The sequence below is a fragment of the Actinomadura rubteroloni genome (assembly GCF_002911665.1).
Taxonomy (GTDB): Bacteria; Actinomycetota; Actinomycetes; order Streptosporangiales; family Streptosporangiaceae; genus Spirillospora; species Spirillospora rubteroloni.
Window position 1 is genome coordinate 1,462,421 of sequence record NZ_MTBP01000001.1, and the last position, 17,232, is coordinate 1,479,652.

General features: G+C 73.6%; 16 protein-coding genes. 8 read left to right on the forward strand and 8 right to left on the reverse strand.

The window, feature by feature from the left end:
- Positions 1 to 235: 235 nt before the first annotated feature.
- Positions 236 to 1,039, forward strand: a complete 804-nt coding sequence (locus BTM25_RS06515; RefSeq protein ID WP_103561802.1) for a class I SAM-dependent methyltransferase — start codon at positions 236 to 238, stop codon at positions 1,037 to 1,039.
- 268 nt (positions 1,040 to 1,307) lie between these two features.
- Here BTM25_RS06515 and BTM25_RS30805 read toward each other — a convergent pair whose 3' ends face one another.
- Together BTM25_RS30805 and BTM25_RS06525 are read right to left on the reverse strand one after the other, a co-directional pair.
- Entirely contained in the window at positions 1,308 to 4,178 is a 2,871-nt protein-coding gene (locus BTM25_RS30805) for an ATP-binding protein (protein WP_103561803.1), read from the reverse strand.
- A 69-nt stretch (positions 4,179 to 4,247) separates the two neighbouring features.
- A complete protein-coding gene (locus BTM25_RS06525; RefSeq protein ID WP_103561804.1) occupies positions 4,248 to 5,168 on the reverse strand; it encodes an amidohydrolase family protein in 921 nt (306 codons plus the stop codon).
- Positions 5,169 to 5,395: 227 nt separating this feature from the next.
- Here BTM25_RS06525 and BTM25_RS06530 point away from each other — a divergent pair, with 227 nt between their 5' ends.
- Positions 5,396 to 6,841, forward strand: coding sequence for an amino acid adenylation domain-containing protein (locus tag BTM25_RS06530; protein WP_103561805.1), 1,446 nt, complete (start codon positions 5,396 to 5,398; stop codon positions 6,839 to 6,841).
- 1 nt (position 6,842) lies between these two features.
- Here BTM25_RS06530 and BTM25_RS06535 read toward each other — a convergent pair whose 3' ends face one another.
- Positions 6,843 to 7,568 (reverse strand): LuxR C-terminal-related transcriptional regulator, encoded by a 726-nt coding sequence (locus BTM25_RS06535; protein ID WP_103561806.1) that lies wholly within the window; start codon positions 7,566 to 7,568, stop codon positions 6,843 to 6,845.
- A gap of 147 nt (positions 7,569 to 7,715) precedes the next feature.
- On the opposite strand from BTM25_RS06535, the gene BTM25_RS06540 reads away from it, so the two are divergent.
- Together BTM25_RS06540 and BTM25_RS06545 are read left to right on the forward strand one after the other, a co-directional pair.
- A complete protein-coding gene (locus tag BTM25_RS06540) occupies positions 7,716 to 8,585 on the forward strand; it encodes a biotin--[acetyl-CoA-carboxylase] ligase (protein ID WP_103561807.1) in 870 nt (289 codons plus the stop codon).
- 43 nt (positions 8,586 to 8,628) lie between these two features.
- Positions 8,629 to 9,663, forward strand: a complete 1,035-nt coding sequence (locus tag BTM25_RS06545) for an adenylate/guanylate cyclase domain-containing protein (protein ID WP_103561808.1) — start codon at positions 8,629 to 8,631, stop codon at positions 9,661 to 9,663.
- On the opposite strand, the gene bfr is transcribed toward BTM25_RS06545, so the two are convergent.
- Complete coding sequence (bfr, locus tag BTM25_RS06550) at positions 9,647 to 10,144, reverse strand: bacterioferritin (RefSeq protein ID WP_103561809.1); 498 nt, start codon at positions 10,142 to 10,144, stop codon at positions 9,647 to 9,649. The two genes, BTM25_RS06545 and bfr, sit on opposite strands and share 17 nt — an antisense overlap.
- A 63-nt stretch (positions 10,145 to 10,207) precedes the next feature.
- Positions 10,208 to 10,417, reverse strand: coding sequence for a (2Fe-2S)-binding protein (locus BTM25_RS06555; protein WP_103561810.1), 210 nt, complete (start codon positions 10,415 to 10,417; stop codon positions 10,208 to 10,210).
- 433 nt (positions 10,418 to 10,850) lie between these two features.
- On the opposite strand from BTM25_RS06555, the gene BTM25_RS06560 reads away from it, so the two are divergent.
- Together BTM25_RS06560 and BTM25_RS06565 are read left to right on the forward strand one after the other, a co-directional pair.
- On the forward strand, positions 10,851 to 11,522 hold the full coding sequence (locus BTM25_RS06560; protein WP_019629095.1) for a response regulator transcription factor: 672 nt from the start codon (positions 10,851 to 10,853) through the stop codon (positions 11,520 to 11,522).
- Between the two features lie 98 nt (positions 11,523 to 11,620).
- Positions 11,621 to 12,898, forward strand: coding sequence for an ATP-binding protein (locus BTM25_RS06565; RefSeq protein WP_103561811.1), 1,278 nt, complete (start codon positions 11,621 to 11,623; stop codon positions 12,896 to 12,898).
- On the opposite strand, the gene BTM25_RS06570 is transcribed toward BTM25_RS06565, so the two are convergent.
- Complete coding sequence (locus tag BTM25_RS06570) at positions 12,882 to 13,436, reverse strand: GtrA family protein (protein WP_103561812.1); 555 nt, start codon at positions 13,434 to 13,436, stop codon at positions 12,882 to 12,884. The two genes, BTM25_RS06565 and BTM25_RS06570, sit on opposite strands and share 17 nt — an antisense overlap.
- Positions 13,437 to 13,661: 225 nt before the next feature.
- On the opposite strand from BTM25_RS06570, the gene BTM25_RS06575 reads away from it, so the two are divergent.
- Together BTM25_RS06575 and purE are read left to right on the forward strand one after the other, a co-directional pair.
- A complete protein-coding gene (locus BTM25_RS06575) occupies positions 13,662 to 14,828 on the forward strand; it encodes a 5-(carboxyamino)imidazole ribonucleotide synthase (RefSeq protein ID WP_407923370.1) in 1,167 nt (388 codons plus the stop codon).
- A complete protein-coding gene (gene purE, locus BTM25_RS06580) occupies positions 14,825 to 15,316 on the forward strand; it encodes a 5-(carboxyamino)imidazole ribonucleotide mutase (RefSeq protein ID WP_103561813.1) in 492 nt (163 codons plus the stop codon). Before BTM25_RS06575 ends, purE begins: the two co-directional genes overlap by 4 nt.
- A 97-nt stretch (positions 15,317 to 15,413) precedes the next feature.
- Here purE and BTM25_RS06585 read toward each other — a convergent pair whose 3' ends face one another.
- On the reverse strand, positions 15,414 to 15,827 hold the full coding sequence (locus tag BTM25_RS06585) for a CoA-binding protein (RefSeq protein WP_103561814.1): 414 nt from the start codon (positions 15,825 to 15,827) through the stop codon (positions 15,414 to 15,416).
- 40 nt (positions 15,828 to 15,867) lie between these two features.
- The gene (locus BTM25_RS06590) at positions 15,868 to 17,202 is read right to left on the reverse strand and encodes a UDP-glucose dehydrogenase family protein (RefSeq protein ID WP_103561815.1); all 1,335 of its coding nucleotides are present in this window, start codon (positions 17,200 to 17,202) and stop codon (positions 15,868 to 15,870) included.
- Positions 17,203 to 17,232: the final 30 nt, after the last annotated feature.

The following is a 17,232-nucleotide window of genomic DNA, read 5'->3' on the forward strand; positions in this document are numbered from 1 at the left end:
CCCCGTTCCGGGGCGCGGCACCCGGCCCGTGCGGCCGGTCTCCCCTCCGCCGCGTCCCGGGACGGCCCGCGTTCACGACACGTACATGTCGTGTTCGCTCTGGCACTCGCCGTCATAACGACGGTGGGAACGTTGCGCGGACGTCGTCGCTAGACTGTCCGGACTCCATCGCAGGGACGGGTCTCCCCGAGACGACGGTCCCCTTCGCGGACGCACGCATCTACGAGCGGACACCATGCAGTCACGAGGTCAGAAGAAAACCCTTACCGCCAGGCTTCTCAACCTCCTCAGCACACGCCAGGCACCTCCGGCGCACGACGGCGACGTCGTCCAACCCGCCGCGGGGGACGGGGCGCTGGAGAACCACCTGGGCGGCGACGAGGCCCGCAACTATCGTCAGTACGAACACGACACGGTCGCTCCCTACGTGGGACGGTCGATGCTGGAGATCGGCTCCGGACTGGGGCACTTCTCCGAGAACTTCGCCGGACGGCTCGACTACCTGGCCGTCAGCGACAACGACCCCTACTGCGTCGGGGAACTGCGCAAGCGGTACGCCGACTCGGCCGACGTCGAGGTCATCGACCTGGAGCTGCCCGCCGAGATCGGCATCCGGCAGAAGGTCGACACGGTCGTGATGATGAACGTCCTGGAGCACATCAAGGACGACGTCCAGGCCCTGCGCGACCTCGCCGCCGTCACACAGCCGGGCGGCCGGATCGTGATCTGGGTGCCCGGCTACATGCAGCTCTACGGCGACTTCGACCGCAAGGTCGGGCACGTCACCCGCTATACGCCGGCGACGCTCCGCGCGTCCGTCGAGGAGGCCGGGCTGAAAGCCGAGGTCCTCAAGCCGATCAACTTCCTCGGCGGCATCGCGTGGTGGGTGGCCGTGCGGCGCGGCGGGACGGGCTATCCCGATCCCAGGCTCGTCCGGATCTACGACCGGACGGTCGTGCCGCTCACCCGGCTGATCGAGCGCTTCGTCCGGCCGCCGTTCGGCCAGACCGTGCTCTGCGTGGCGCGCGTTCCGTCCTGACCCGGATACCGAGGCGCGCGGCGGCCATGAGTCTCCGCGCGTCTTTAGGTATGCCGATACGGGTGGATCCGGATGGCGGGCGGGTCGTGCCGCGGCGAGACTGGCCGCAGGCCGGACGGGTCGGGGGCCGCCCCTCCCAGTGGAGATGACCGTGTCATCCGCGGCGCCCGACCGGGACGGCCGGCCACTGAAGTTCCCGTGTGGCCCGATGGCCCGGGGACGGGGATCCGGGAGGGGAGATCCCCGTCCCCGCGGCCCACGGCACGGGTCAGCGGGACGGTTCCGGCTCGGTGAACAGCGCCATGCGGTGTGCCGTGGCCGCCGCCTCGCCCCGCGTCGCGACGCCCAGCTTGGCGAGGATGTTCGAGACGTGGACGCTCGCCGTCTTCGCCGAGATCGACAGCTCCGCCGCGATGGCGCGGTTGCTGCGGCCCGCAGCGACATGGCGCAGCACTTCGTGCTCGCGCGGCGTCAGCCCGAGCGGGGCGGCGTCGCGGGGGCCGCGCAGGCGGCGCGCCAGCTCGTCCAGCCGTCCGCACAGCGGGTGCGCGCCGAGCGTGCGGGCGAGAGCGGTCGCGGTGCCGATACGCGCGACGGCTCCGTCGCGGTCGCCCGCGGCGAGCGTCGCGAGCGCCGCGCGTTCCAGCGCCTGCGCCCGCTCGTAGGGGCGTTCCAGGGCCTGCCAGGCGGCGGCGACGTCGTCCCAGGCCGCGCCGTCGCGGACGCCGCGCGCGTACGCGGCCTCGGCGCGGAACGTCGCGAGCCACGCGGCCTGCGCGCCGCCGCGCACGGCGAGGCCGTCCGCGCGTGCCTCCAGGGGCGCGAGCGCGGCGTCGGGGTCGTCGAGTTGGCCCGCCGCCCGCGCGCCGAGTACGAGCGCGGGCAGTGCGTACCGGGCGTCGTCGGGCAGGCCGGGGATCTCCACGACGCGGGCGATCGCCGCCAGCGCCTCTTCGGGGCGTCCCTCGGCGAGCGCGATCCCGGCCTGGAGCCGCAGCGTCGCGAAGTAGTCCTGCGTCTTGCGCCAGCGCGCCTTCGGTCCCATGACCTCGGCGGCGGACGCCAGATGCCCGGCGGCCGTCGCGACGTCGCCCCGGCCGAGCGCGATTTCGCCGTCCAGGACGTGCAGGGACGTCCGGATCGTGATGGCCGGGTCCTGCTCGTAGGCCTCGCGGAGCACGTCGGCGGCGTCGTCCCAGCGGCCGAGGGACACGAGCGGTTCGGCGCGGTTGATGCAGAGGAAGCTGCCCTGCGTCCGGGCGACGCCGAAGTCGCGGGCCTGCTCGATGCCGCGCCGGGCGACGGCGGCGGCCTCGGCGTGGCGTCCGACGCCCTCCAGATAGTGGGACTCGATGACGGAGAGCCGCAGGATCGCGCTGTGCGCGCCGCCCGCCCGCCGGACGGCCGCCGAGATCTCCGCGAGCTGCCCGAGGTCGTCGCCGTAGTCGACGTCCACGCAGAACAGCGTGACGAGCGCGTGCGTCTCGGCCGAGCCGTCGCCGAGCCGGCGCGCGATCTCCAGCGACTCGGTGGCGGCGGCGCGGGCCTCGTCGATGCCGGTCGTCAGGCGGCCGTACTGGGCGAGGGTGGAGAGCGCCCGTGCGCGCAGCACGGTCGGCTCGTCCAGCGCCGCGACGGCGTCGCGCAGGTCCTCGATGAAGCCGGGCCGGGCGAGCTGGTGCAGCATGGCGCCGCGCAGCATGTGGAGCGCCGCGCGCCGCTCCCGAGCGCCGTCGTCGTCGGCCAGCGCGCGCAGGGCCGCGCCGACGAGCTTGATCCCGCGCTCGTACTCGCCCGCCATCTCGGCCGCCGACGCGGCCTGTTCCAGCACCTCGACGTGGTCGGCCTCGATGCGCTCGGCGGCGTCCGGGACGCGCTCCCACAGCTCCAGCACGCGCGACAGCATCGCCAGGCACTCGGCGTACGCGACGGCCTTGCGCGCGTCGGCCGCCGCCCGCCACGCGCTGACGAGCGCCCAGGTCGCGTCGTGGGCGGCGAGCCAGTGGTGGCTCAGCTCGACCCAGACCCGTCCGGCCGGGACGAGCCCCGGATCGCGTTCCAGCGCCTCGGCATAGCGGGTGTGCAGGCGCGTGTACTCGCCGGGCAGGAGGTCGTCGTGCAGCGCCTCGCGGATCAGGGCGTGCCGGAAGGCGTAGCCGTCGCCGTCCACGACGAGCACGTTCGCGGCGACGGCGGGCCGCAGGACGCGGGTGAGCGCGCGGTCGTCCAGGCCGGAGACGGCCGACAGCAGCCGGTGCTCGATGCGGGTGCCGCCGCCCGCCGCGTCCCGCAGGACCTCCTGCGTCTCCTCGGGGAGCCGCTGGACGCCCGCGAGCAGCAGGTCGCGCAATGATTCGGGCAGCTCGCACGCCAGGGTGCCGTCGGCGTCGAGCAGGGCCTCCACGAACAGCGGGTTGCCCTCGCTGCGGGCGTGGATGCGGCCGACGAGATCGTGCGACGGGTCGGTTCCGAGGATCCGTCCGGCCAGCTCGGCGACCTCGGGGCGGGTGAGCCGCTCCAGGTCGAGGCGGCGGACGCGCTCCAGCCGGCCCAGCTCGGCGAGCAGCGGGCGGAGCGGATGGGCGCGGTGCAGCTCGTCGGTCCGGTACGTGACGACGATCAGCAGCGGCACGGCGCCGAGGTTGCGGATGAGGAAGGCCAGCAGGTCGCGGGTGGAGCGGTCCGCCCAGTGGGCGTCCTCCACGACGAGCACGACGGGCCCCTGCCCGGCCAGGCCCTCCAGCAGGATCAGGACCAGCTCGAACAGCCGGGCGCGCTCCTCGCCGGACGCCGCGTCGGTCTCCGGCTCGCCGAACTCCGGCAGCAGCCGGGCGAGGCCGCCGGTGTCGCCGCGCGGCAGGAACTCGGCGATCCCGTCGGCGCCGATGGACCGGACGAGCCCGCGCAGCATGGTCGTGAACGGGGCGAAGGGCAGGCCGTCGGAGCCCAGCTCCAGGCAGCCGCCGACGAGCACGCGGCCGGCGAGCCCGGCGCGGAACTCGCGGATCAGCCGGGTCTTGCCGAGCCCGGCCTCGCCGCCGACGAGGACGGCCCCGGGCGCGTCGGCGAGGGCATGGCGCAGCTCGGCCAGCTCGGCGCCGCGGCCGACCAGCACGGGGCTCGCCAGTGGGGTGGTCACTCCCCCAGAATGCCAGCCGAATGCGACAAAACGCCTCCTTATTTTCCGGCGGGACCGTGAACCGGCCGGTCAGCGGGCCAGCCGGGGGAACAGTTCGGCCGCGCCGTCCCGGCCTGAGGACGGGAATCCGGCCGCGACGACCACCTCGTCGGTCATGAACGGGAAGTCGGTGCCGGTGAGGATGTGGGAGTCGTCCGTGACTTCACGTAAGCATTCGATAACCGCGGGCGACGCGGATTGGGCGGTGTCGTAGTACAGGCCGTGCAACGCCGCGTCGACCGCATCGGGCGCGGCGTGGACGTCGCCCGCCAGCACCCATGTCCCGGCGAGCGCGAACCGCCGCGCGAGATACGGGACGGCCCCGCCCGCGTGCGCGACGATCAGCTTCAGGCGCGGGCAGCGGCGCAGCGTCCCGCCGAAGACCAGGCCCGCCACCGCGCGCGTCGTGTCCAGCACGAAGTCCACCAGCGGCGGCGGGACCGACGGCCCCGCGCACCGGCACGCGACGCTCGGGTTCGGGTGGACGAGCGCGACGGCCCCGCGCCGGTCCAACTCGTCGAAGACCGGGACGAGCGACACGTCGGCGAGGGTCCGGCCGTCGGGCAGGCTGGCGGGGAGCACGACGCCGTCCATGCCGAGGACGTCCAGCGCGAAGCCGATCTCCAGCAGCGTGCCGTCGGGGTCGTCCAGCGGCAGGCAGGCCAGCGCGCCGAACCGGCCGGGACGGTCCTCCGCCAGGCCCGCCGTGCCCTCGTTGACCGCGCGCACGAGCGGCCCGGACGGCCGCGCGAACGCCGCGTCCGGCAGCGGCGCCGACAGCACGGCCCCGGCGAGCCCGGCGCGGTCCAGCAGGCGCAGCGAGTCGTCGGGCTTCCAGTCCGGCAGCGGCACGCCGGGCGCCAGCTCGGCCACGCCGAGATCGCGCAGCGCGGCGGTCAGCGCCGGGGGATAGGCGTGGTGGTGGACGTCGATCGGGCCGGCCGGGCGCATCGCTGCTCCTTTCGGGGCCCCCACCCTAGGAACGCGGCGGGGACGCCGTCGTCGGGAGAAAGGACCGGGCGTCCCCTCACTTCGGCCCGTCCGCTCATCACTTCGGGGGGAGCGAATCCGGCATTCAGGACGAGGACAGGGCGCGGCGGGCGCTCCTACGCTGGCGCCGTGGATCTCGATCAGCTCGTCCGCGTCCCCGCCGCGCGACGTGCCGGACCGGGGCGCTGATGCGCGTCGCCCGGCTCGACCGGCTCGTCCGCGAGCAGGCCCGCGTCTCGCCCGGCGCGATCGCGATCGACGCCCCGGACGGCCACTGGACCTACGCCGAACTCGACGCCGCCGCCGACGGCGTCGCCCACGCCCTGGCCCGGCTCGGAGTGCGGCGCGGCGACCGGGTCGTGCTCTGGCTGCCCAAGAGCGCCCGCGCCATCGCCGCGATGCAGGGCGTGCTGCGGCTCGGCGCGGCGTACGTGCCGGTCGACCCGCTCGCGCCCGCCGACCGGGCCGCGCTGCTGGTCGCTGACTGCGCCCCGCGCGCCGTCGTCACCGATCCGGGCCGGGCGCCGCAGCTCACGGCGGCGGGCGTCCGGGTCCCCCTGCTGACGGGCCGCACCGGGCCGGCCGGACCCGTCCCGGACGTCCCCGGCCGCCGCGAGGACGACCTCGCCTACATCCTCTACACGTCCGGCACGACCGGGACGCCCAAGGGCGTGTGCCTGTCGCACCGCAACGCGCTGGCGTTCGTCACCTGGGCGGCGGCCGAGCTGCGCGCGACGCCCGGCGACCGGTTCGCCAACCACGCGCCGTTCCACTCCGACCTGTCCGTCCTCGACCTGTACGTGGCGTTCGCGGCGGGCGCGTCGGTGCATCTCGTGCCGGAGGACGCCGCGTTCGCGCCGCGCCGGCTCGTCGAGTACGTCACGGGCCGCCGGATCACGGTCTGGTACTCGGTGCCGTCCGCGCTGGTGCTCATGGTGCGCGAGGGCGGCCTGGCCGGCGCCGGACCGGCGGCGCTGCGAGCCGTATTGTTCGCGGGGGAGCCGTTCCCGCCGGGCCCGTTGCGCCGGTTGCGCGCCGCCCTGCCGGACGCCCGGCTGCTCAACCTCTACGGCCCCACCGAGACCAACGTCTGCACGTTCCACGAGGTCACCGCCGTGGACGGTCCCGTGCCCCTCGGCCGGGCGTGCTGCGGGGCCCGCGTCCGGGCCGTCGGTCCGGACGGCGCCGAGGCCGCCCCCGGCGAACCGGGCGAACTGGTCGTGGACGGCCCGACCGTCATGCTCGGGTACTGGGGCCGTCCGCAGCGCCGCGGCCCGTTCGCCACCGGCGACCGCGCGGTGCTCCGCGACGGCGTCTACCACTACCTCGGCCGCGACGACGCCCGGGTGAAGCTGCGCGGGGACCGGATCGAGCCCGGCGAGATCGAGGCCGTCCTCGCGTCGTGCCCCGGCGTTGCGGAGGTCGCCGTCGTGGTGGCGGGCACCGGGGCCGACGCCCGGCTCGTCGCGCACGTCGTGCCCGAGGGGGAGCGCGGGCCGGGGCCGCTGGAGATCCGGCGGCACTGCGCGCCGGTGCTGCCCCCGGCCATGATCCCCGGCGACGTCCGGCACGTGCCGGCCCTGCCCCGGACGTGCGCGGGCAAGACCGATCGGCGGCGCCTTGCCGCGTCCTGACTCAGCGCCCGTCGCGCGGCACCGGCCACCGGGACAGTTCCGGCTGCGTCGCGCCCACCTCCACGAGCCTGCTCTCGTAGGCGTAGATGACCACGGCGACGCGGTTGCGCAAATTCAGTTTGTTGAGCAGGTTCTGCACGTGCGATTTCACGGTGCTCTCACTCAGCGAAAGGTCTTTGGAAATCTCGGCGTTCGTCCGGCCGCGCGCGAGAAAACGCAGGACGTCCAGTTCCCGTTCGGTCATGGCGGCGGCGTCGGCCGGGCCGTGCGCGGGACCGCCCGCCGACGGCGCGGCGAACGAGTACCCCGCCGCCAGCATCCGGACGGCGGCGCGGAAGTCCTCCGGTTCGCAGCTCGTCAGCAGCACGCCCGCCCGGTCCGGCGGGACGCACCGGACCTGCCCCGGTACGTCGCTGAGCAACAGGAACCGTCCTGACCAGGCGGGATGCTCCACGCGCAGCCGGGCGGCGACCCGCGCGGGCTCGACCCGGCCGTCGAGCTGCCCGAGCACGAGAACGTCCGGCGCGGTGGCGGCCACGGCCCGCGTCAGCGCCGCGTAGTCGTGTGCCTCGCCGACGAGCGCCAGGTCACGGGACTGTTCGACGCTCTCGCGCAGGCCCGCCCGCAGCAGGCCGCGCCGGTCGCCGACGAGGATCGTGACCGTACGGTTCCTCCGCTCCTCGACGCCTCGCCGTTCGACGCGGACGCCCTCCACCGGTGCTCGCATGTGATCGAACCCCGAAATACACGCTCGATGACCAGTGCCAGGCTATTGAACCCGTGGAGTCGAGGCGGAGTCAAGGCCGACTTGACGCATGAATTCGGGTGGCCGCCCGGCCCGGGCGCCGCCGGGCCCATGAGGTTGGATGGGGAGATGAGCGAGTCACCGTACGCCGACCTCGACCGGCCGCCGCTGCACGAGGCGGCGCTGCGCCGGGCGCTGCTGCGTCCCGGCGGGCTGTGGACGGATCTGCGCGTCGTCCCCGAGACCGGCTCCACCAACGCCGACCTGGTCGTCGCCGCGAAGAACGGCGTGCCGGAGGGAAGCGTGCTCGTCACCGAGGCGCAGACGGCCGGCCGGGGGCGCCTCGGCCGTGTCTGGACGGCCCCGCCGCGCTCGGGCCTGACGTTCTCGCTGCTCGTCCGCCCGGACGTGCCGGTCACCCGGCTGAGCTGGGCGCCGCTGCTGACCGGCGTGGCCGTCGCGGCGGCCGTCCGCCGCGTCACCGCGGTCGGCGAGCGGGAGGACCGGTTCCGCTCCGGTGGCGACACCGCCGTGGACGCCCGCCTCAAGTGGCCCAACGACGTCCTCGTCGGCGACCGCAAGCTCGCAGGGATCCTGGTGGAGAAGGTCGGCGACGCGCTGATCGTCGGCATCGGGCTGAACGTGAGCTCGGCGGCCGGGGAACTGCCCGTCCCGACCGCGACGTCGCTGCGCGCCGAGGGCGCCGCGCTCGCCGACCGCGCCCCGCTGCTGCGCGCGATCCTGCGCGAGTTCGAGATTTTGTACCGGGAGTGGACGCGGCACGGCGGCGATCCCGAGGCGTCCGGCCTGCGCGCCGCCTACACCGAGGTCTGCGCCACGCTCGGCCGGACCGTCCGGGTCGAGCTGCCGGGCGACCGGACGCTCACCGGACCCGCCCGCGACATCGACGACGAGGGTTGCCTCGTCGTCGCGGGCCCGGACGGCGAGCGGAGCGTCAGCGCGGGAGATGTGGTCCACGTGCGACCCGCCGACGGCTGATCTGTCACGATATGTCGCGCAAGGGAACGGGCGGAGGGGGCAAATGACGTCACCGGAGTTGCCGGATCCCCGACATGTCGAAGAGATGCTGCTCGGCGGCGAACTGCGGTACACGCGCCGGGACGCGGTGCGCCTGTCCGGCGTCACCCGCGAGTTCTCCGGCCGGGTCTGGCGCGCGTTCGGCTACCCCTCGATGCCGGACGACACCGTCGCCTACACCGAGGGCGACGTCGCCGCGCTCGGCCGCATCCGCGCGCTCATCGACGACGGCGTGCTGGACGAGGACAGCGCGATCCGGCTCGTCCGGGCCTTCGGGCAGACGATGGCACGGCTCGCCGAATGGCAGGTCAACCTGCTGGTCGCGATGCTCGGCGACCGTCCCGACGACGCCCCGACTCCCGAGTCCGTCGACCGCATCCTGCGGATCGCCGACGAGTACATCACCGAGTTCGAGCCGCTCGTGCTGCACGCGTGGCGGCGCCAGCTCGCCGCCGCCGCCACGCGCGGCATCGCGACGGCCGAGGCCCGGGGCGGCGAGACCGGCCCGCTGCGCCCGCACGTCGCGATCGGGTTCGCCGACATGGTCTCGTTCACCCAGATGAGCCGCGAGGTGGACGAGATCGAACTCGCCCGCGTCGTGGAGTGGTTCGAGGAGACCGCGTCCGACATCATCGCCTCGTGCGGCGGCCGGCTCGTCAAGACGCTCGGCGACGAGGTGCTGTTCAGCGCCGAGACCCCGCGCGTCGGGGCGGAGATCGCGCTGACGATCGCCGCCGAGATCAAGGACGAGACCGAGATCCCCGACGTCCGGGTCGGGGTGGCCTACGGTCCCGTCCTCGCGCTCATGGGCGACGTGTTCGGCACCACCGTGAACCTCGCGGCCCGGCTTACCTCGCTGGCCCGTCCGGGCACCGTCGTGGTGGACGAGGAGCTGGCGCGGCTGCTGGACGCGTCCGACGAACTGGCCCTGACCCGGATCGTCCGGCGGCCCGTGCGCGGGCTCGGGATCGTCCAGCCGTACGTGCTGCGCCGCTCCCCGCCCCCGGAGAAGCCCGCCGACGTCAGTTGGCGCTCGTGACGTCCTTGCCCGGCGCCTCGGTCAGCCGCAGCAGGTAGTTCTGCTCGCCGAGCTGCTCCAGCAGGAACAGCTCGGTCTCCAGGTAGTCGATGTGCTCCTCCTCGTCGCGGAGGATGTCCTCGAAGAGGTTCGCCGAGGTGATGTCGCCGCGCGAGCGCATCAGCTCGATGCCGGGCCGCAGCCGCGCGACGGCCTCCAGCTCGACCTCCAGGTCGGCGCGGAGCTGCTCGACGACGGTCTGCCCGATGCGGAGCGTGCCGAGCTTCTGGTAGTTCGGCAGCCCCTCCAGGAACAGGATCCGGTCGGTGATCCGCTCCGCGTGCCGCATCTCGTCGATCGACTCGTGGCGCGTGTGCGCGGCCAGCCGCGCGTACCCCCAGTTCTGCTGCATCTTCGCGTGCAGGAAGTACTGGTTGATCGCGGTGAGTTCGGCCGTGAGCTGCTCGTTCAGCAGCGCGATGATGTCCCTGTCGCCTTCCATAGCGGATCATGCTCGCATGAGGCGACGTGTTTGGACAGGCACCGAGTGCCCGTGTCGCGCGGTTCAGCCCGCGACGGCGGGAACGGGCTCGCTGCCGGCCGGGTGCTCGTCCCGTTGCTCGCCGAGCAGGCACGCGAGGCGCCGGGTGCACGAGCCGCAGCCGGGCTTCATGCCGCAGGCGGCCTTGACGTCGCGGACGGTCCGGCACGCGCCCCGGGCCATGTGGCCCCGGACGTCGTCCTCCGTCACGGCGTGGCAGACGCACACGTACATGGGACGGGCAACCTCTCGGCTGGTGGACGTCGGCGCAGGTCGGAGCCTCGCCGCTAAGGTTAGGCTCCCCTAAGGTAACCGACGGATGCCCGTTCTGGCCAGTGGCGCCCCCTCCGGTGTGATGTACCCCGCACGGGCAGTCGGAGGTCACCGCCGAGGTTGCCCGGGACGTCATGACTTGCCCCCGACACGCCGAAACGGGCGGTCAGCGCGGCCCTTCTGGTGATGTTTCACGCAATGCCGGTGCGCGGGGGCCGCCCGGAATGTCCGACTCATGGACGCGCTCCACCGGGCGACCGAGGGTAATAAATACTGTCATCTGGGCATTCGGGGCGAGTTATCCGTGTTCGTGGAAGTACTACGAGTGGCAAACCGCAGGTCAAGAGCGCGGATCACGCCGGGAAACGTTCATGAATGGCCATACGATCGGTTCATGACCTCAGTACTGCTCGCCGAGGACGACACGTCCATCTCCGAGCCTCTCGCCCGTGCGCTGCGGCGCGAGGGGTACACCGTCGAAGTGAGCCCGGACGGGCCGCAGGCCCTGGAGCGGGCGCTCGGGGGCGGCGTTGATCTCATCGTCCTCGACCTCGGGCTGCCCGAGCTGGACGGGCTCGAAGTGGCGCGCCGGGTCCGTGCCGAGGGCCACGGGGTGCCGATCCTGATCTTGACCGCCCGGGCCGACGAGGTCGATACCGTCGTCGGGCTGGACGCCGGTGCCGACGACTACGTCACCAAGCCCTTCCGCCTGGCCGAGCTGCTGGCGCGCGTCCGCGCCCTGCTGCGCCGCGGGAGCACCGAGACCCCGATCGTGCAGGGCGTCCGGATCGACGCCGAGTCGCGCCGGGCCTGGATGGGCGACCAGGAACTCCAGCTCACCACCAAGGAGTTCGACCTGCTGCGCGTCCTCGTGCGCGACGCGGGCAAGGTCGTGACCCGAGAACAGATCATGCGCGAGGTGTGGGACACCAACTGGTGGGGCTCCACCAAGACCCTCGACATGCACATTTCCTGGCTGCGCCGCAAGCTCGGCGACGACGCCGGCAGCCCCCGCTACATCACGACCGTGCGGGGCGTCGGCTTCCGGTTCGAGCGCGGGGACTAGCCGCACCGTTCCCCTGGTCCCGCGGCCGGGCCCGCCGTCCCGAGCGGCGATCCCCGGCCCGGCCGCGCGGTCACGGCACAGATCCGAAGGAGCCCTCGATGAGGCGCCGACTGCTGCTGTCGACGCTCGCGGTGGCGATCGTCGCGATCCTGCTGCTCGGCATACCCCTCGCCTACGCCATGCACAGGCTCGTCTACGAGGAGGCCCGCCAGTCGCTCGGCCGGGAGGCCGCCTCGATCCTCGGCGGGGTCGCCCTGAACCTGGAGGCCCGGGAGAGATTGGACGAGCAGAAGATCGCGCGCGCATATCCGGGACGGTTCATCACCATCACGCTGCCGGACGGCCGGACCGTGACGGCGGGGCGCCGGCACAAGCGCGGCACGAACGTCCTCACCGCCGCCGGGACCGCGGGTCCGGTGAGGGTGCGGGTGGACCGCCCCGCCGCCGAGGTGCAGGACGAGGCGCTCCGCCAGCTCCTGCTGATCGGGAGCCTCGCCGCGCTCGGCGTGGCCGTCACGGTGGGCCTCGCGATGTTCCAGGCCCGCAAGCTGACGCTCCCGCTGGTCGACCTCGCCGAGACCGCTGACCGGCTTGGCAGCGGCAACGCCCGGCCGCGCCGCCGCCGCTACGGAATCCCCGAGGTGGACCGGGTCGCCGAGGTGCTGGACCGCAGCGCCGTCCGCATCGCCGACCTGCTGGCGGCGAGCCGCGAGTTCGCGTCCGACGCCAGCCACCAGCTCCGCACGCCGCTGACGGCGCTGTCGATGCGGCTGGAGGAGATGATCGACGCGGCGGACTACCCCGAGGTCGTCCGGGAAGAAGGGGCGGCGGCCATCGCGCAGGCCGAGCGCCTCGTCGCGGTGGTGGAGCAGTTGCTGGCGCGGGCGCGGCACGACCGCACCGGCGACGCCGTCGCCGCCCCGATCGACCGGATCATCGCCCAGCAGGTCGAGGAGTGGCGGCCGATCTTCCGCCGGGACGGCCGGGACCTGCGCGTCACCGGCGACGACGGGCTCGTCGGGCTGACCAGCCCGGAGGGCCTGTCGCAGATCGTCGCGACGCTGCTGGACAACTCGCTCGTCCACGGCGCGGGGACGGTCACGATCAGCACCAAGCAGGGCGCCAGCTCGGTCGTCGTGGAGATCGGCGACGAGGGGCAGGGCATCCCGCCGGAGCTGGAGGCGCGCGTGTTCGAGCGGAGCGTGAGCAGCGGGAAGGGGACCGGGCTCGGGCTCTACCTGGCGCGCTCGCTGGCCATCGTGGACGGCGGCCGGCTCGAACTGATCAACTCGCGGCCGGCGGTGTTCGGGGTGTTCCTGCGTCCGGCGGCGGACGCGCTGCTGGCGGTGGAGCGGGTGGTCAGCGGCCCGGCGTGATCGAGGTCGGCCGGGAGAACTCGGCCTGGCCCTGCGGGCTGGGCGGCGCGAGCGGCCCGGTGATGCCGCCGGTGACGGGCTGCGCGCCCGTGTCCTCGCGGTCCTCGGTGGGCAGGAACACCCAGCGCTTGTACGACCAGTACCGGAACAGGGTCGCGGCGGCCGTCCCGATGACGAGCGAGCCGTTGTAGGCGACCGGTCCGCGCATGTCCAGGCCGAACTTGACCACGCCCTGGAACAGCCAGGTGATGAGCAGCCCGACGCCGTTCAGCGCGAAGAAGATCATGTACTCGCGGCCGAGGCCGGACTGGTCGCGGTGGCGGAACGTCCAGTAGCGGTTGGCGACGTAGGCGAACGTGGCCGCGACCACCGTCGCGAGGCCGGTCGACGTCAGCTCGCCGAGCTTGAGGGGGCCGAGGTGCAGCGCGTTGCCGACGCCGAACGTGATGACGGCGGAGATCGCGCCGATGCTGCCGAACTTCGCGAGCTCGTGCACGATGTGCGCGAATCGCCGGTAGAGATGGACGAGCCGACTCACGAAGCGTAACCGTCCTTCCGGCCCCCCGGCCGTGGTGAACTCCCCGAATGACAAGCTGGCGCCTTATTGGCAAGGCACATTGAGAATAGACGCCCTTCGCGCCCGGTTCGGCGGAACGCCATAGGTCCCGTCGTGTTCCTCTCCGTCCGTCATGCCCGGTTCACGGACGGTCACGCGCACGGGCGGACGACCTTTGGTCCACACCTGCGGATAACCTTGCTGTCCGTGACAGATGCAGTGCACGTCCCGGTGGTCGGGATGGCGGGCGGGGGACAGCTCGCCCGGATGACCCAGCAGGCCGCGATCGCGCTCGGCGTGCCGTTGCGCGTCCTCGCCGGTGACCCGGCGGAGTCGGCCGCGCAGGTGGTGGCGGACGTCCGGCTCGGCGACGACCGGTCCCTGCCCGACCTGCTCGCCTTCGCCAAGGGCTGCGACGTGGTCACGTTCGACCACGAGCACGTCCCCGGAGCGCACATCGAGGCCGTCGAGGCGGCGGGCGTTCCGTGCCGTCCGGGCCCGGAGGCCCTGCTCAACGCGCAGGACAAGGGCGTGATGCGGGAGCGGCTGAGCGCGCTCGGCGTGCCGTGCCCGGCGTTCGCGCGCGTCCCCGCCGACGACCCCGCCGGGTTCCTCGCCGCGTTCGCCCGCGAGCACGGGTCCCCGTTCGTCCTGAAGGCGGCGCGGGGCGGCTACGACGGCAAGGGCGTCTGGGTGACCGGCGACGTCGCGCTGGCCGCGCGGCTCCAGGCCGAGGGCGTCGACCTCCTGGTGGAGGAGAAGGTGCCGTTCCGGCGGGAGCTGGCCGCGCTCGTCGCGCGCTCCCCGTACGGGCAGGGCGCGGCGTACCCGGTGGTGGAGACCGTCCAGGAGGACGGCATCTGCGTCGAGGTCATCGCACCCGCCCCGGGCCTGTCGGAGGAACGGTCCGCGCAGGCGCAGAGCCTCGCGCTGGACGTCGCCGAACGGCTCGGCGTGACCGGGCTGCTCGCCGTCGAGCTGTTCGAGACGGCGGACGGCGTGCTGGTCAACGAACTGGCGATGCGCCCGCACAACTCCGGGCACTGGACGATCGACGGGTCCCGGACGTCCCAGTTCGAGCAGCACCTGCGGGCCGTCCTGGACCTGCCGCTCGGCTCCACCGAGCCGACCGCTCCCTACACCGTCATGGCGAACGTGCTCGGCGGCGACGACCCGGACGTCTTCCCGCGCTACTTCCACGTGATGGCGCACGACCCGGGCGTCAAGATCCACCTGTACGGCAAGGAGTCGCGGCCCGGCCGCAAGATCGGGCACGTGAACGTGTCCGGATCCGACCTTTCGGACCTGCGGGAGCGCGCGCGGCACGCCGCCGACTTCCTGCGCTGGGGTCCGGCGATGGAGGGGAAGCGATGAGCCCGGTCGTGGGCGTGGTGATGGGCAGCGACTCGGACTGGCCCGTCATGGAGGCCGCCGCCGACGCGCTGGCGGAGTTCGACGTGCCGTTCGAGGCGGACGTCGTCTCGGCGCACCGGATGCCGCAGGACATGATCGCCTACGGCGAGTCCGCCGCCTCCCGCGGTCTGCGCGTGATCATCGCCGGGGCCGGCGGCGCGGCGCACCTGCCCGGCATGCTCGCCTCGGTGACGCCGCTGCCGGTGATCGGCGTGCCGGTGCCGCTGAAGTACCTGGACGGCATGGACTCGCTGCTCTCGATCGTCCAGATGCCCGCCGGAGTCCCGGTCGCCACGGTGGCCGTGGGCGCGGCGCGCAACGCGGGCCTCCTGGCGGTCCGCATCCTCGCCGCCTCCGACCCCGCGCTCCAGACCCGCATGCGGGACTTCCAGCAGGACCTCTACGCCCAGGCCAAGGCCAAGGGCGAGCGCCTCCGCCAGTCCCTCTGACCCGGCCCGCACCCGCCGCCCCGCCCGCCCCGTCCATCCGCCGACGCCGAGCGACGCACCTGCCTGTGCAGGGCGGCGTGCCCGTGTGGGGCGGGGGTCAGCGCGGGGCGCGGCGGTGGCGCTCGACGGCGGGGCAGCGGTTCATGACGACGTCGAGCCCCGCCGCCTTCGCGCGTCGCGCGGCGGCCTCGTCCACGACGTCGAGCGGCGTCCAGACGGCCCCGGCCCCCACCGCGACGGCCTGGTCGATCACCGCGCCCGCGAACTCCGACCGGCGGTAGACGGCGACGACGTCGATGGGCTCGGGCACCTCGTCCAGCGACGCGTACGCCGTCTCGCCGAGCACGTCCTTCCCGTCCGGATGCACCGGGATGATGCGGGCCCCGGCCCGCTGCGCCAGCCGCGCCTGCCGGTACACCTCGCGCAGCGGATTGCCGTCCAGCCCGACGAAGGCCCACGTCTTCGCTTCGAGCAGCTTCCCGATGACCACGTCGTCCGCGAACTCGCTCATACCGGAACCAACCCGCCGGACGCCCCGCCTGTTCCGGTGGTCAGGGCCGGCCGAGGGCTCGGTAGGTCCAGCCGGCGGCGCGCCAGGTCTCGGGGTCGAGGGCGTTTCGGCCGTCCACGATCTTGCGTTCGGCGACGGCGCCGGCGAGGGTCGCCGGGTCCATGTCGCGGAACTCGCGCCATTCGGTGAGGAGCAGGACGGCGTGGGCGTCGCGGACGGCGTCGAGCGCGGACGCGCCGAATTCGAGGGTCGGTTGCGCGCGGCGGGCGTTCTCCATCGCCTGCGGGTCGTAGACGGTGACCTTGGCGCCCTGCGCGCGGATCGAGGCCGCCACGTCGAGGGCGGGGGAGTCGCGGACGTCGTCGGAGTTCGGTTTGAACGCCGCGCCGAGGACGCCGACCGTCCGGCCGATGAAGGAGCCGCCGAGCAGGTGGCGGGCCAGATCGACCATGCGGATGCGGCGGCGGATGTTGATCTCGTCCACCTCGCGCAGGAACGTCAGGGCCTGGTCCACGCCGAGTTCGCCCGCGCGGGCCATGAACGCGCGGATGTCCTTGGGCAGGCAGCCGCCGCCGAAGCCGAGGCCGGGGCCGAGGAACTTGCCGCCGATCCGGTCGTCGTGGGAGAGGGCCTCCGACAGCTTGGTGACGTCGGCGTGCGCGGCCTCGCAGACCTCCGCCATCGCGTTGATGAAGGAGATCTTGGTGGCGAGGAACGCGTTCGCCGACACTTTGACCAGCTCGGACGTCGCGTAGTCGGTCGTGATGAACGGCGTCCCGACCGCGAGCGGGTTGGCGTAGACCTCGCGCAGCGCCCGCTCGGCCCGCTCGGCGGACTCGGGGTCGGGCGGCAGGCCGACGACGATCCGGTCGGGCCGCTCGGTGTCCTGGACGGCGTAGCCCTCGCGCAGGAACTCGGGGTTCCAGGCGAGCAGGACGTCGTCCCCGGCGGGAGCGAGCTTGGCGACCCGGGCGGCGAGCCGCGCGGCCGTCCCGACCGGGACGGTCGACTTCCCGACGATGATCGCCGGGCGGCGCAGCAGGGGCGCGAGCGCGGTCACGGCGTCCTCGACGTAGGTGAGGTCGGCCGCGTACTCGCCGGCCCGCTGCGGGGTGCCGACGCACAGGAAGTGGACGTCCCCGAACTCGGCCGCCTCCGCCACCGACGTCGTGAAGCGCAGCCGCCCGTTCTCCAGGCCCCGGCGCAGCAGCGGCTCCAGTCCGGGCTCGTAGAACGGCAGGTCGCCGTTCGCGAGCCGCGCGACCTTGCCCGCGTCCACGTCGAGCCCGACCACCTCGAACCCGAGGTCGGCCATGCACGCGGCGTGGGTCGCACCCAGGTAGCCGGTCCCGATGACCGTCAGGCGAAGCGCCAAGGCGACTTCCTCTCTCTGCCGTGTCTCCCT